The 15,768-nt window shown below is 72.7% G+C and carries 9 protein-coding genes; 1 reads left to right on the forward strand and 8 read right to left on the reverse strand.

Features of this window, described 5'->3' with window-relative positions:
* The first annotated feature begins 15 nt into the window (after positions 1–15).
* Complete coding sequence (locus ACGF5T_RS13110) at positions 16–3,579, forward strand: CDP-glycerol glycerophosphotransferase family protein (RefSeq protein WP_366767792.1); 3,564 nt, start codon at positions 16–18, stop codon at positions 3,577–3,579.
* Between the two features lie 79 nt (positions 3,580–3,658).
* Here the strand turns inward: ACGF5T_RS13110 and ACGF5T_RS13115 are convergent, their stop codons facing one another.
* From ACGF5T_RS13115 to ACGF5T_RS13150, 8 genes are all read right to left on the reverse strand, one after another.
* A complete protein-coding gene (locus tag ACGF5T_RS13115; RefSeq protein ID WP_366767793.1) occupies positions 3,659–5,695 on the reverse strand; it encodes a glycosyltransferase family 4 protein in 2,037 nt (678 codons plus the stop codon).
* A 214-nt stretch (positions 5,696–5,909) separates the two neighbouring features.
* Entirely contained in the window at positions 5,910–7,346 is a 1,437-nt protein-coding gene (obgE, locus tag ACGF5T_RS13120; RefSeq protein ID WP_356603356.1) for a GTPase ObgE, read from the reverse strand.
* A gap of 116 nt (positions 7,347–7,462) precedes the next feature.
* Positions 7,463–7,717, reverse strand: a complete 255-nt coding sequence (rpmA, locus tag ACGF5T_RS13125) for a 50S ribosomal protein L27 (RefSeq protein ID WP_003976205.1) — start codon at positions 7,715–7,717, stop codon at positions 7,463–7,465.
* Between the two features lie 14 nt (positions 7,718–7,731).
* Positions 7,732–8,052 (reverse strand): 50S ribosomal protein L21, encoded by a 321-nt coding sequence (rplU, locus tag ACGF5T_RS13130; protein ID WP_004931419.1) that lies wholly within the window; start codon positions 8,050–8,052, stop codon positions 7,732–7,734.
* A gap of 201 nt (positions 8,053–8,253) precedes the next feature.
* A complete protein-coding gene (locus ACGF5T_RS13135) occupies positions 8,254–9,315 on the reverse strand; it encodes an iron-containing alcohol dehydrogenase family protein (RefSeq protein WP_366767794.1) in 1,062 nt (353 codons plus the stop codon).
* Positions 9,316–9,491: 176 nt separating this feature from the next.
* Complete coding sequence (locus ACGF5T_RS13140) at positions 9,492–13,565, reverse strand: Rne/Rng family ribonuclease (protein WP_392887804.1); 4,074 nt, start codon at positions 13,563–13,565, stop codon at positions 9,492–9,494.
* Between the two features lie 274 nt (positions 13,566–13,839).
* Positions 13,840–14,616: a TIGR03936 family radical SAM-associated protein gene (locus ACGF5T_RS13145; protein ID WP_366767796.1), complete on the reverse strand. Its 777-nt coding sequence runs from the start codon at positions 14,614–14,616 to the stop codon at positions 13,840–13,842.
* Positions 14,617–14,664: 48 nt separating this feature from the next.
* The gene (locus ACGF5T_RS13150; protein WP_366767797.1) at positions 14,665–15,741 is read right to left on the reverse strand and encodes a hypothetical protein; all 1,077 of its coding nucleotides are present in this window, start codon (positions 15,739–15,741) and stop codon (positions 14,665–14,667) included.
* Between the last annotated feature and the right edge of the window lie 27 nt (positions 15,742–15,768).

A 15,768-nucleotide genomic window follows, 5' to 3' on the forward strand; every position in this document is an offset into this window, starting at 1 on the left:
GGAGATCACCAAGCCATGGCCCCTCGGCTCAGTGTCATCGTCCCCATCTACGACGTGGAGCGTTACCTCCCCGCCTGTCTGGACTCGCTCGCGGCACAGACCTTCCGTGACTTCGAGGTCCTGATGGTGGACGACGGTTCACCCGACGGCTCCGCCGCCATCGCCGAGGAGTACGCCTCCCGCGACCCCCGCTTCAAGCTCATACGCAAGGAGAACGGCGGCCTCGGCGCCGCCCGCAACACGGGCATGGCCCACCTCGCGCCCGAGTCCGAGTTCCTGACCTTCGTCGACAGCGACGACCTGATACCGCCGGACGCCTACCGGCTCATGGTCGGCAGCCTCGACGAGAGCGGCTCCGACTTCGCCACCGGCAACGTCTTCCACCTCAAGGGCGAGAAGTCCTGGCAGGTGCCGCTGATGCGGATGCTGGCCGGCGAGGCCCGGGTGGGCACCCACATATCCCGGTACGCCAAGCTGGTCGCCGACCGCATCGCCTGCAACAAGGTCTTCCGCCGCACCTTCTGGGAGAAGAACGGCTTCGCCTTCCCCGAGGGCCGGCTGTACGAGGACACCCCGGTCACCATGCGGGCCCACTACCTGGCCGAGAGCGTCGACGTCATCTCGGAGCCCTGCTACTACTGGCGCCTGCGCGAGGGCGAGTCCGCCCCGTCGATCACCCAGCGGCGCACCGACCCGGCGGGCGTGCGCGACCGGGTGACCTCCGTGATGGAGATCAGCGCCTTCCTCGCCGAGCAGCCCGGCGAGACCTACGCCCGCCTCAAGCGCGAGTACGACACCCGTGTCCTCCGCGACGACCTGCGGCTCTTCCTCAACGTGGTGCCGGACGGCGACGAGGAGTACCGGGCCGAGTTCCTGCGCTCGGCGAACCGCTTCCTCGACAGCATCGACCCCAAGCTCGTCATGGACCTCCCGGCCGAGCTGCGCGTGCAGTGGCTGCTGGTGCGCAAGCACCAGACGGAGGAGCTGATCGCCCTGCTGGCCGGCCAGCGCCGCCGGGAGACCCCCGAGGTCAGCGGCCTGGTCCGCAAGTACGCCTCCTGGCCCTCCCTGGAAGGTGCCGACCTGCACCTGCCCAAGGAGGCGCTCCGCATCGACCAGCACCTGAACATGCGGGCGCCGCTGCAGGAGGTGAGCTGGGTCGGCGGCAAGCTCGTGCTGTCCGGCAACGCGTGGATCGACAAGATCGACCTGCCGACCCGCAAGGCCTCGGTCAAGGTCCTCCAGCTGCGCAAGGACCGCTCCCGCCGCCGCATCCTGCTGCCGGCCCGCAACCTGCCGCGCCCCGAGGTCACCACCGACTCCGGCCAGGACCGCTACAACTACGACTGGGCCGGCTGGGAGGTCACCATCGACCCCGCCCGGTTCCGCAAGGGCGGTGAGTGGCAGGAGGCCGTGTGGCACGTGGGCCTGGGCATCTTCGCCTCCGGTCTGGTGCGACGCCACGCGGTCCACTCCAGCGGCGGCGCGGCCTGCAACTTCCCGCCGTACCAGTGGCTGAGCCCGGACTTCCGGATGCTGCCCGCCGTGGAGCGCGGCGCGCTGAAGCTGCGGATCGAGAAGGTCCGCGCCCTGATCACCGGCCGCTCCCTGGAGGGCGACCGGATCAAGGTCACCGGTGAGATCCGCGAGCCCCTCGCGGCGGACGAGCAGGTGGTCCTGCGGGTCAAGAACCAGAAGGGCGCCGAGACCCTCGAGTACCCCGTCACCGTGGACCGCGCGGGCTCCGGGCAGGCCTTCTCGGTCGAGGTGCCGGTCGCGGACGTGGCGCTGGTCTTCCACGAGGGCGTCGACGAGAAGGCGCAGCCGGAGAAGCGGACCTGGTCCACGGTGCTGGTCGCGACCGGCCCGACGGGCACGGAGCGCCGCTTCGGCACCGTGATGCAGGAGGGCCTGGCCGACGCGGAGTTCGCGCTGCCGTCCTCCCTCGGCACCCAGTCGCACCTGGTGGAGCTGGCCGTGGTGGCGGGCCACACCGGGTTCCTGAAGTTCTCCGGCCGCACCCGCCGCGCGGTGATCGACACCGCCACGGTGCGCGACGGCAGGATCGCCCTCACCGGCCATGCCGACCCGCGGCTGTCCGGTTCCCGCTTCCTGCTCAAGCCGCGCAACCGCTACGAGGAGCGCTTCGTCGAGACCCGGTGGCTCGACGGCGGGCGCTTCGAGGTGTCCTTCGACCCCTCCCGCCTCGGCGGCGCGGGCGACGTCCCGCTGCGGGCCGGCCGCTGGAACCTCTTCCTGCGTCCCGACGAGGAGGGCGTGCCCGACGTGCCCTTCGTCACCGACCGGCTGGCCGCCGACTCGTTCCCGGTCCAGGCCGAACTCGGCGGCCGCCGCTACTGGCTGGAGAACCGCTGGGGCGACTTCCCGCAGCTCAACGCCCGCTCCGAGCTGAGCGACCTGGAGCGCGGCCCGTACCGCCAGAAGGAGCTGCGCCGGACGGTGTACGAGCCGCTGTTCCAGCAGCCGCTCAAGGACCAGGTCTTCTACCTGAGCTACAACGGCAAGCAGTTCTCGGACAGCCCGCGTGCGATGTACGAGGAGCTGGTGCGGCGCGGCGCGGACCTGAAGCACCTGTGGGCGGTCCGTGACGGCCAGGTCAACCTGCCGGACGGGATCGAGACGGTCCGGATGTGGGGCAGGGAGTGGTACGAGGCGCTGGCCTCCAGCCGCTACATCGTCACCAACGGCCACCTTCCCGACTGGATCGTGCGCCGCCCCGGCCAGTCGATCGTGCAGACCTGGCACGGCACGATGCTGAAGAAGATCGGGCACGACATCGACACGCTCCACTTCGACCGGCGCTACCAGGAGAAGCTGGCGCTGGAGGCCAAGCAGTGGAGCCTGCTGGTGTCCTCCAACCGCTTCAGCACGCCGATCCTGAAGCGGGCGTTCTCCTACGACGGTGAGATCCAGGAGGCGGGCTACCCCCGCAACGACTACCTGTACACCGCCGACCGGGACGCGATCACGGCGCGGGTGAGGAAGGCGCTCGGCCTGCCCGAGGGCAAGAAGGTCGTGCTGTACGCGCCGACCTGGCGCGACGACCAGTCGCACAGCGCCGGGCAGTACCTGTTCGACCTGCGCATCGACCTCGAGGACGCCCAGCGGCGCCTGGGCGACGACCACGTGCTGCTGATCCGCCGCCACTCCAACGTGGTGGACGCGGTGCCGGGCGCGGGCAACGGGTTCGTGTGGGACGCCTCGGAGTACCCGGACATCGTCGACCTCTACATCGCGGCGGACATCATGATCACGGACTACTCGTCGGTGATGTTCGACTACGCGCACCTCAAGCGGCCGATGCTGTTCTTCACGTACGACCTGGAGCACTACCGGGACACGCTGCGCGGGTTCTACTTCGACTTCGAGCAGGACTCCCCCGGCCCGCTGATCGACAACTCCAAGGAGCTGGTCGACGCGATCCGGGACATCAATCAGGTGCGGGTGGAGTACCAGGAGCGGTTCGACCGCTTCCACCACCTGTTCTGCGACCTGGACGACGGCAACGCGTCCGCGCGGGTCGTGGACCGGATGCTGGAGCAGGCCCGGGAGGGCTGACCCGCTGCGGTGACGGCACAAGGGGGCGGGCCCGGAGGAACATCTTCCTCCGGGCCCGCCCCCTTCCGCCGTCGGCTGCTCAGAGGCGCACGGTCTTCACCGCGAGCTGGCAGGCGGCCGTGAAGTAGGGCCGCAGCTCGGTGCGCCGGCGGGTGGGCGGCAGCGGGACGGGCGTCTGGCCCAGCGCCCGGCGGGACTTGCGCATCGCGCGGGTGAGCACGGTCGGCGGGGCGGCCACCGACTCGCTGATCACCGGACGGGGGAAGGTGAACACGTCGATCGGCGCGAGCACGTCGGTGCCCAGCTTGGCCAGTTGCACCCGGGGCGCGTCGGGCGCCGTGCGCAGCGACAGGTCCCAGATGACTTCCTGCTCGTCGCCTTCGCCGTGCTCGCGCACCAGCGTGGCGCAGTCCAGGTCCACGGCCACCCAGCCGTCGCCCTCGTCGCGCAGCGGGAAGGTCAGCACCCGCTCCTTGTCCCGGCGGTGCACGGCCTCCACCACAGCGCCCGCGGCGGGCCGCGCGCCCCACAGTTCGGCCCGTACGGCGATGGTCCGCTCGTCGACCCTGACCGGGCCGACCTCGGCGTGGACGTCACGCAGCGCGCTGCGCAGCCGCAGCCCGCCGTCCTCGTGCAGGTGCGGCAGCAGCAGCGCGAGGGACGGCCCCTGCGCGCGCGGCAGTTCCACGGCGAGCAGGTCCCGGGTGTCGCACCCGTAGCCGTCGGTGGTCAGCGCCACCTCGCGCTCTCCCCCGCGGGCGGCCAGGGCCAGCTCCCAGGTGCCGTGGGGCACCCCGGCGTCCCAGGGCACGACGGCGTCGCCCTCGGCGGAGAACGGGAAGCGGTGCTCCGCGCCGCCGGCGCCCTTGCGCAGGACCAGCTCGGCCTGCCCGGCGCTCGGCGGCAGCGTGCCCACGGCGACGTGGACCGAGCCCTGCCGGTCCACCCGGGCGGTGGCGTGGCGGGGCAGCTCCTTGCGGGCGAAGGCCTCCTCGAGGATGGCCTCGAAACGTTCCCGGCTGGCCCGCTCGTGGAAGCGCTCGGCGTTGCGGATGCCGGCGGCGGCCATCTTCAGGCGCAGTTCGTCGTCCTGGACCAGGCGTCGGATCGCGTCGGCCATCGCCTCCACGTCGCCGCGCGGGACGATCAGCCCGTCCTCGCCGTGGGTGAGGATGTTGCGCGGCCCGTGGTCGGCGTCCGTGGCGACGACGGGCAGTCCGGCGGCCATCGCCTCGACGAGGACGTTGCCGAACGCCTCCCGCTTGGAGGGCAGGACGAAGATCGAGGCCTTGCCGAACTCCGGGGTGACGGGCGAGGTCTGGCCCATCAGCAGGATGCTGTTGGACAGCCCCAGTTCCTCGATGCGGGCCCGCAGCTTCTTCTTCTCGGCGCCGTGTCCGTAGATGCGCAGGGTCCACTCCGGGGCGACGGCGTGGACCTTGGCGAAGGCCTCGATCAGCAGGGCGTGGTTCTTGTTGTCGGTCAGGTGGCCGGCGGAGACCACCACCTTGTTGGTGCCGCTGGAGCGGATCGTGGAGGCGGGCACGCAGTTGGGCATCACCGCCAGGCGGTTGCGCACCGCGGGCACCTGCCGGGCGAGCGAGGCGACCTCTTCCGGGGTGAGCGCCGTGAGGGCGTGCAGGTGCCGGTAGGCCGGGAAGAGGCGCTGTTTGATGTCCGTGGCGTAGATGGCGGGCATCGAGTGCTCCTGGGTGACCTTCAGGAAGTCACCGGGCGCCTGCGCCAGCATGATCGTGTTGCGCGGGCTGGAGCTGACGACGACGTCGGCGTCGGTGGTGTCGAAGTACTCCAGCAGCCGCAGCTCCGCGAGCCGGCTCACCACCGGCGTCTTCGCACCGTCGTTGAGCGGGTAGATCAGCGGGAACTTGTCGGACAGCGGGTTGTCCACGTCGGACACCGGGGAGTGCGGCCGCATGTCGGTGAGCGCCCGCACCTTCACCCGCGGGTCCAGCGGGAAGTACGACTCGTCGCGCACCTTGCGCAGCGCCACGATCTCGACGTCGTGCCGCTCGGCCAGCGCCCCCGCGAGGTTCTGCGTGGCGCTGACCACGCCCCCCATGTGGCACAGGTCCCGAACGAGGAATGCGATCTTCACTTTGCGGCTTCTCTCTGCTCCCGGGAGCGGCTGGTCGGGCCGTCCCCCCGCCCCTGGCCACGCACGGGTGGCCACATCCTTCTCACAACGTACACATGGTTGTTGTAGAGCAGATCACGGCCCCGACACACCCGTGTAACCCTGTGCACAGCAAGATGCCGCCCGCGGAACCGCGGTTCCACGGGCGGCGGTGCGCGGTGCTGCCGCGGTGGGGTCAGAACGGCTCGAAACCGTCGAACTCCTGCTGTGCCTCGTCCCGTTCGGCGTCCCGGTCCCGGCGGCGCTGGGCGGCCGGGCGGGGTGCCTCGAAGCGGTGGTCCTCGCCGCGGCGGCCGAGCATCTCGGCGCCGGCCGTCACCGACGGCTCCCAGTCGAAGACGACCGCGTTGTCCTCGGGGCCGATGGCCACGCCGTCGCCGCTGCGGGCGCCCGCCTTCATCAGCCGGTCCTCGACACCGAGGCGGTTGAGCCGGTCGGCGAGGTAGCCGACGGCCTCGTCGTTGCTGAAGTCGGTCTGGCGCACCCAGCGTTCGGGCTTCTCGCCGCGCACCCGGAACAGGCCGTCCTCCTCGCGGGTGACGGTGAAACCGGCGTCGTCCACGGCCTTGGGCCGGATGACGATCCGGGTCGCCTCCTCCTTGGGCCGGGCGGCGCGCGCCCCGGCCACCAGCTCGGCCAGCGCGAAGGACAGCTCCTTCAGACCCATGTGGGCCACCGCCGACACCTCGAAGACGCGGTAGCCGCGCGCCTCCAGGTCCGGCCGGACCATCTCGGCGAGGTCCTTGCCGTCGGGCACGTCGATCTTGTTGAGGACGACGATGCGGGGCCGGTTCTCCAGCCCGCCGTACTCGCGCAGCTCCGCCTCGATGATGTCCAGGTCGGAGACCGGGTCGCGGTCGGACTCCAGCGTCGCCGTGTCCAGGACGTGCACCAGCACGCTGCACCGCTCCACGTGCCGCAGGAACTCCAGGCCGAGGCCCTTGCCCTGGCTGGCGCCGGGGATCAGGCCGGGGACGTCGGCGACGGTGTAGACGGTCGCGCCGGCCGTCACCACGCCCAGGTTCGGCACGAGCGTCGTGAAGGGGTAGTCGGCGATCTTCGGCTTGGCCGCGCTCAGCACGGAGATCAGCGAGGACTTGCCGGCGCTCGGGTAGCCGACCAGCGCCACGTCGGCGACGGTCTTCAGCTCCAGCTGGATGTCCAGGACGTCACCGGGGACGCCGAGGAGCGCGAAGCCGGGCGCCTTGCGCCGCGCGGAGGCGAGCGCCGCGTTGCCGAGGCCGCCCCGGCCGCCCTGCGCGGCGACGTACGAGGTGCCCTGCCCGACCAGGTCGGCCAGCACGTTGCCCGCCCCGTCGAGGACCACGGTGCCGTCGGGCACGGGGAGGACGAGGTCCTGGCCGTCCTTTCCGGAGCGGCTGCCGCCCTCGCCGGGCTTGCCGTTGGTGGCCTTGCGGTGCGGGGAGTGGTGGTACTCGAGGAGCGTGGTCACCGACTGGTCGACGGTGAGGATCACGTCGCCGCCACGGCCGCCGTTGCCGCCGTCCGGGCCGCCGAGCGGCTTGAACTTCTCACGGTGGACGGAGGCACAGCCGTGGCCTCCGTTACCCGCGGCGACATGCAGCTCGACGCGGTCCACGAAGGTGGTCATGGGATGTGCCTCCAGTTACCAGTTACTGCTTACTACGGATTGTCTCTTGCGTAACACGCGAAAGGCGGACCCGCTTCCCCTGGGGGAAGTGAGGCCCGCCTCGCGAAAGTTTCCGATCAGGCGACCGGAACGATGTTCACGACCTTGCGGCCACGGTGGGTGCCGAACTGCACCGCACCGGCCTGCAGGGCGAACAGCGTGTCGTCGCCGCCGCGGCCGACGCCCGCACCCGGGTGGAAGTGGGTGCCGCGCTGGCGGACCAGGATCTCACCCGCGTTGACGGCCTGACCGCCGAAGCGCTTCACGCCGAGCCGCTGGGCATTCGAGTCGCGACCGTTCCGGGTGGACGATGCGCCCTTCTTGTGTGCCATGTCTCCTCAGTCCCTTACTTCGCAGCCGCGGGGATCTCAGTGACCTTGATCGCCGTGTACTGCTGGCGGTGGCCCTGACGACGGCGGTAGCCGGTCTTGTTCTTGTAGCGCAGAATGTCGATCTTCTGGCCCTTGTGGTGGTCCACGACCTCGGCCTGGACCTTGATGCCGGCCAGCACCCACGGGTCGCTGGTCACAGCGTCGCCGTCGACGACGAGCAGGGTCGAGAGCTCGACCGTGTCGCCGACCTTGGCGGTGGAAATCTTGTCAACCTCAACGATGTCACCGACAGCAACCTTGTGCTGGCGGCCACCGCTGCGCACGATGGCGTACACGCGGATCTCACTCTCTCGCTCAGAACGGCACCCCCGCAGTCCAGCCACCCGGTGACACACGCGGACGGCCTCTCCCGGTCGGGGCCCGAGGGGGCCCGCATCCGGAAGGAATGAGGTTTACGGGGATGTGACGCGTCAGTCGACACGCCGACGGTCAAGATTACGGGGCCGCACGACAGGGGTCAAACCGGGCTCCGCGCCTCACCCGGCGACCGCCGCGACGTACTCCGCGTACGCCTCCCCGGCCCGCGCCGCCGACAGGTCCAGGTGCTCCAGGACCGTGAACCGCCCGGGCCGGGTCTGCGGGGCGAACTCCACGGCCCGTACGAACTCGTCGTCGCCGAACCCGATCTCCCGGGCCACCACCGGCAGCCCGTGGCGGCGCAGCGTCCCGGCCATCAGCAGGGCCCCCTCGTGGTCGCCCCGCAGGTACGTCGCGAAGGCGGCGCCGATGCCGACCTGCTCACCGTGGCTCGCCGCACGCCTCGGGTACAGCAGGTCGAGCGCGTGGCTGATCTCGTGGCAGGCGCCGGAGGAGGGGCGGGTGTGCCCGGCGATGGTCATGGCGAGCCCGGACAGCACGAGTCCCTCGGTCAGCACCGTCAGGAACCCGTCGTCCCCGCAACCGCCGGGGTGCCGCAGCACGGCCTCGCCGGCCTGGCGGGCCAGGGCGGCGGCGAGGCCGTCGACCTTCTCACCGTTCACCCGGTGGGCCAGCTCCCAGTCGGCGACCGCGGAGATGTTGGACACGGCGTCGCCGATCCCCGAGCGCACGAACCGGATCGGCGCCTCGCGGATCACCGCGAGGTCGACGACGAGCGCGATCGGCGTCGGCACCCCGTAGGAACCGCGGCCGGCGTCGTTGTCGAGTATCGACACCGGCGAACAGATGCCGTCGTGGGAGAGGTTGGTGGCCACGGCGACCATGGGCAGGCCCACGCGCGCGGCGGCGAACTTGGCGCAGTCGATGACCTTGCCGCCGCCCAGACCGACGACGGCGTCGTAGCGGCCGGACTTCATCCCGTCGGCCAGCCGCACGGCGTCGTCGATCGTGCCGCCGCCGACCTCGAACCAGTCGGCGCCCGGAAGGGACGGCGCCAGCCGCCGGCGCAGACGGGCGCCCGAGCCGTCGCTGATCGCCACGGCGAGCCTCCCGGACTGGGAGATCCGCTGGTCCGCGAGGACACCCGCCAGGTCGTCCAGGGCGCCCGGCCGGATGTCCACGACGAGCGGCGAGGGGATGAGCCTCGTCAGTACCGGCACGTGATCGCGCTCCTCGCGGGGACGAGTAGGGGCGGGTCGGGGCGGGCCGGGCCGTGGCACGGCTGTCCGGTGATGATGCGCCCGGACGGGCCCGGAGAAACGTGTGGTCCCGCCCGCACCGGAATCCTGGCGGATTCCGGACGGACGGGACCAGACGCTCGGCGACAGGGGCCGGATCAGCCCTCGTCGGTGGCGGCCGTGACCGAGGACGGCGCCTGCTGGGCGGCGGCCGCGGTCTTCTTCGACGTCGCCTTCTTGGCCGTGGCCTTCTTGGCGGTCGTCGTCTTGGCCGCCTTCTTGGCCGTGGCCTTCTTCGCCGTCGTCGTCTTCTTGGCCGCGGTCTTCTTGGTGGCGGCCTTCTTCGCCGTCGTCTTCTTGGCCGTCTTGCGGGCCGCCGCCTTCTTGGCGGGGGCGGCCTCGTCGGCGGCCTCCGCCTCCGGGGCCTGCTCCGCCGGTGCCTGCTCCGCCGACTCCTCCGCCGGGCCCGACGGGACGACCATGACGGCCGTCTCCTCGGACGCGGTGGACGTGGTGGGCTTGCGCACGGCCCGACGCCGCGGACGGGCCGGGGCGGCACTCTCCGCGTCCGCCTCGGCGGCCACCGGGGCCTCCGCCGCCGGCTCCGGCTGCGGAACCTGCTCGACGGGGACGGCCTCGGACACCGTCACCACGGCGGCCTCGGCACCCGCGGGCGAACCGGCCGGCGCGGACACCTTCCGGGTGGCCCGACGACGGGTACGGCCCTTGGGCGCGGCCTCCTCGGCGGCCGGGGCCTCGGTGGCGGCCGGGGCCGGAGCACCCGAGACCGCGTCCTCGACGGCCGCGGGCTCGGCCAGGATCTCGGCGGCCGGCTCCTGGACGACGGGACGCTCGGCCTCCTCCTCGGCCGTGACGTCCTGCGCCGTCGGTGCCTCGGCGCGCCGGGCCTCGCCCTTCGCCTTCGGGGCACCCGCGGGAGCCGACGCCCGCCGGCTCGCGCGACGCCGGCCACGACCGCGTGTGGCGGCGGCCTCGGCCTCGGCGGCGCTGCTGTACAGCTCCTCGTCCGGGACGAACTCGGGGGCGGGGAGCGCGACCGGCTCGGCCACCTCGGCGGCGACCTCGGCCTCCGACTCGGCGTCCGCCTCCTGCTCCGCCGTGGGGCCGGTCTCGACGCCGGCCAGGTGCTCGTGCTCGTGCGGCTGGTCGGCTCCGGCCCGCGCCCGCTTGCGGCGCTTGCTGCCGCCTCCGCCGCCGGCGGCCGAGGTCGGCTGGTCCAGGTGGACGATGACACCGCGGCCGTTGCAGTGGACGCAGGTCTCCGAGAACGACTCCAGCAGCCCCTGGCCGACCCGCTTGCGGGTCATCTGCACCAGGCCCAGCGAGGTCACCTCGGCGACCTGGTGCTTCGTACGGTCCCGGCCCAGGCACTCCAGCAGGCGCCGCAGCACCAGGTCCCGGTTGGACTCCAGCACCATGTCGATGAAGTCGATGACGATGATGCCGCCGAGGTCGCGCAGCCTGAGCTGGCGCACGATCTCCTCGGCCGCCTCCAGGTTGTTCCTGGTGACCGTCTCCTCGAGGTTGCCGCCCTGACCGGTGAACTTGCCGGTGTTGACGTCGACGACGATCATCGCCTCGGTCCGGTCGATCACCAGCGAACCGCCGCTGGGCAGCCAGACCTTGCGGTCCAGCGCCTTGGCGAGCTGCTCGTCGATCCGGTAGGTGGCGAAGACGTCGACCTCACTGGTCCACTTGGACAGCCGGTCGGCGAGGTCCGGCGCCACGTGCGACACGTAGCCGTGGATGGTCTGCCAGGCGTCGTCACCGCTGACGACGACCTTGGAGAAGTCCTCGTTGAAGATGTCGCGCACGACCCGGACGGTCATGTCCGGCTCGCCGTAGAGCAGCGTGGGGGCGTTGGAGCTGCCGCCGCCCTTGGCCTTCTTCTGGATGTCCTCCCACTGGCCCTGGAGCCGCTCGACGTCGCGGCGCAGCTCCTCCTCGCTCGCGCCCTCGGCGGCGGTGCGCACGATGACGCCCGCGTCCTCGGGGACGATCTTCTTGAGGATGGTCTTCAGCCGGGACCGCTCGGTGTCGGGCAGCTTGCGGCTGATGCCGGTCATCGAGCCCTCGGGCACGTACACCAGGTAGCGGCCGGGCAGCGAGACCTGGCTTGTCAGACGGGCGCCCTTGTGGCCGATCGGGTCCTTGGTGACCTGCACGAGGACCGACTGGCCGGACTTGAGGGCGGACTCGATGCGGCGCGGGCCGTTGGCCATGCCCAGCGCCTCGAAGTTGACCTCGCCGGCGTACAGCACGGCGTTGCGGCCCTTGCCGATGTCGATGAAGGCGGCCTCCATCGACGGCAGCACGTTCTGCACCTTGCCGAGGTAGACGTTGCCGACGTACGAGGTGGCCTGCTCCTTGTTGACGTAGTGCTCGACGAGCACGCCGTCCTCCAGGACGCCGATCTGGGTGCGCTCGCCGTGCTGGCGGACGACCATGACGCGCTCGACGGCCTCGCGGCGGGCCAGGAACTCGGCCTCGGTGATGATCGGAACGCGTCGGCGGCCCTGCTCGCGGCCTTCCCGGCGGCGCTGCTTCTTGGCCTCCAGGCGGGTGGAGCCCTTGATGGACTGCACCTCGTCGGACGGCTCGCTCTTCTCCCGCGGGGGCCGGGGCTCGCGGACCTTGACGACGGTGCGCTCGGGGTCGTCGGTCGACGCGTCACCCTCGCCGGAGGCGTCCCCGGCACGGCGGCGGCGCCGACGGCGACGACGGCTGCTGCTGGAGCCGCCGCTCTCCCCGGAGACGTCCTCGTCCTCCTCGGCGTCCTCCTCGACCTGCTCCTCGGTGTCCTCGGCGTCCTGGACGGCCTGCTCACCGCCGGTGTGCTCGGCGTCGTCGGACTCGCCGGCGTCACCGTCGGCGGAGTCGCCCCGGCGACGGCGACGGCCGCCCCGGCGCCTGCGACGGCGGGAGCCGGACTCCTCGGAGCCGTCGGCGTCGTCGTGGTCCTCGTCCGACTCGTCGGCGTCGGAGTCGGCGTCCGTCTCAGTCTCGGCCTCCGGCTCGTCCTGCGTGACGGCGGCGGTGGCCCGCTCCTCGGCGGCCTCCTCGGCGGCGGCGCCCCGACGCTTGCGGCGGCGACGCGACCCGGCGGACTGCTCCTCCGGGAACTCCTCGGTCTCCTCGGGCGCCTGCGCCGGAACGGATCCGGCCGCCTCGGCGGCGGCCTCGGCCGCGGCCCGCTCGGGCGTCTGGAACCTGGGTTCGGCGAAGACGGGCGCCTGGAACACGGCCACGGCGGGACGCGACGGACGCTTGGGAGCGTCGTCCTCGTCGGACGCCCCGGTGCTCTGCGCGGGCGCGGCGAAACCGGAGGCGGCCTTGCGGGTAGACCGGCGGCGCGCTCGGCGCGGCGCGGCGTCCTCGACGGGCTCGGCGGGCGCGGCGGCCTCGGCCGGCGTCTCGGCGGCCGGGGCGGACTCGACGGTCTCGGTACCGGCATCGACGGTCGCGGCGGCCTCGCGGCGCGTGGCACGACGACGACCGCGACGCGGCGCGGCGTCCTCGACGGGCTCGGCGGCGGGCTCGGCCTGCACGGGAGCCTCGGCGGCCCCGGCGTCCGACACCTGAGCGGAGGACACCTCCGCCGCGGCCGGCTCACTGGGCGAGGTCACACTGCGCGTGGCACGGCGACGACCACGACGCGGCGCGGCGTCCTCGACGGGCTCGGCGGCGGGCTCGGCCTGCACGGGAGCCTCGGCGGCCCCGGCGGCCGACACCTCCGCCACGGCCGAGTCACCGGACGAGGTCACACTGCGCGTGGCACGGCGACGACCACGACGCGGCGCGGCCTCCTCGACCGGCTCGGCGGCGGCCTCGGCCCGCACGGGAGCCTCGGCCACGGGGGAGGCCGGAACGACGGTCTCGGCCGCCTCCTCCGCCGCCGGAGTTCCGGCGGGCGCGGAGGCACGGCGCACGGCACGGCGTCGCGGGCGAGCCGCGGGCGCGGGCTCGGGGGCCGTCTCGGCAGCCGGGGTCTCCTCGGCCACCGTCTCGTCCGTCTCCTCGGCCTCGTCGGCCGGGCCGGTCACCGCGGTCGCGGTGACGGTCTCCGCCGGCGCCTCGGCACCGGACGGCGGCCCCGCCGGCCGGGAGGCGGCCCTGCGCCGTCGACGCGGCGGCAGGGTGTCGCTGGGGGTGTTCGACTCGGTGTCCGTCGAGGTGGTCGCGGACCCGGTGGGTTCGGTCGGTTCGAGCATGCGGGGGTTTCTCCCGTCAGGCTCCCGGGCGCCGCGCCTGGACCGGCATCGACCTCGTCGACCGCCGGTGACGTCCGCGGCTCGCGCGATGCGCGGTCGCCGCCGTCCGGGGCGCGGGCGCCACTCGGGAGCTCTCCGTGTCTTGTCTCGCCGGTTCCGTACCCCTTGTCGTGCACGGCCTGGCGAAAGTCTTGTGGTGGGTGCGCTGCCCGACCCAGGTGGCTCCCGAGTTCCAGGGCGGCGCTACGACGCCCGTCCCTACGCGGAACCTTCCTTACGCCGACGCCGTCGCGGCGGCGGAAGCGGCGGCCGGTTGCGGCTCGGGCACTTCTGCCTCGCGGTCGGGCGCGAGCGGGTCGGTCACCGCACCGGTCTCTTCATCGAGCAGCCCCTGCGCCAGCCTGGTCACCGCTGCGGGGACCGGCGGCGCCAGGTCGGCCACGGCGCGAAGACCGGACAGGACGTCGTCGGGTCGTACGGCAGGCGTCACGTGCCGAACAACCAGCCGCAGTATCGCACAGGGCTGGTCGGTCGGCCTATCAGCCGGTGAACCGTGCGTGGTGGCGGTCTCGAGGTGCACGACGGCGGAACGGGCGTCGAAGGTACGGACGCCGTTCTTCGTCCTGCGCTGGACCTCGACGGCCTCGGCCGAGTTGAAAGCCGCCACGGCGCGATCGGCGTCCGCGGCCTCCACACCGTCCAGCCGCAGCTCCCACACGGAAGCCGTCAGCCGGTCGGCGAGCCCGGAGGTCCGGGCCTCGACCGCCTCGACGATGTCGAGCCCGGTGGGGAGCGACTCGTCGAGGAGCAGTCTGAGCTGCTCCGGGTCACGCGCTGCGGTGAGCGCGATCTCCAGGTACTCCGCCTCGCTGCCCGTGCCGGTGGGTGCGGCATTGGCGTACGACACCTTCGGATGCGGCGTGAACCCCGCCGAGTACGCCATGGGCACCTCGGCTCGGCGCAGCGCACGCTCGAAGGCGCGCTGGAAGTCACGGTGGCTGGTGAACCGGAGGCGGCCGCGCTTGGTGTAACGCAGTCGGATGCGCTGCACCGCGGGTACGGGCGGCGGGCCTTCGGGCTGTCGCTTGCCCAGTGTCGTTCAGTCCTTCGTGAGAGCGGTCGTACTACTACCAAGAGTACGTGCCTCGGCGACGGATGGTTCCCGCCGGGCCACCGGCCGAGCCCGCGTGGGCTCCCCGAAGAGCGCCCGCCGCACGTCGGCCCTGGCCTGCCGTACGGTCAGCCGGGCGGAGGCGAGCGCCCGCCGGGTCGCCCGCCCGGCGCCGCGCGAGGCCTCGGCGAGGGGCCGCAGGACGGCGTCCCGCACCGCGTGCCCCACCGGGGTCAGGACGCTCCGGTACGCCCAGCGCGCCGGAGCGACGACGGTCCACCGCACGAGGGCGGCGAGGAACCGCCCGACGGCGAGGGACACGTACCCCGCGATCCGCCAGGCATGGCCGAGGGCGTCCCGGACCTCCCTGCCGACGACCGCCAGCACCCGGCCGACCGGTGCGAGCACCCACCGCCACACGGCGAGGGCCGGCAGCACCAGCAGCACCCGTACGGTCCAGTACAGGAGGAACCCGACCCCGGTGGCGGCCAGCCCCACGCCCCGCGCCACCTGCCTGCCGCACCAGAGCAGCCCCTTGCCGCACCAGGCGAGCGCCTGCCCGACCGGGGTGAGCACCCACCGGTACAGCCACACCGCCGGAACGGCGACCAGGTACCGCGCGAGCCATGCCAGACCGGCGTACAGACCGCGCCCGATCGCCGCGAGCACCGCGCCCACCCGGGTGAAGAACCAGGCGAGCGCCTGCCCGACCGGCGTCAGCACCCGCCGGTACAGCCACACCGCGGGCACCACGAGGAGTACGTTGCCCAGCCGTCCCACGCCCGTGGCGAGCGGCACGAGGACATGGCGCCACAGCCCGACCAGCGGCCACACGAAGACGGCCCACCCCAGCCACGCCAACGCCCGCCCGACGGGACGCAGCACCGTGTCCCGCAGGACCCGCCCGGCGACGACGAGCGCGTCCCACACCAGCCGCACCGGCACGACCAGCACGAGGGCCACGATCCGCACCGGAACGCGGATCGCCGCGGCGACGCACCCTTCCGGGTCCGATCGCCGCGGCGGCTCCTGCGGGCGGCCCTGCGGCCGCTTCTCGAGGTCCATACCGGAACAGACGCCGGAACGCGCCGT

Source organism: Streptomyces sp. NPDC047853 (assembly GCF_043204535.1).
In the GTDB taxonomy this organism is placed as follows: Bacteria; Actinomycetota; Actinomycetes; order Streptomycetales; family Streptomycetaceae; genus Streptomyces.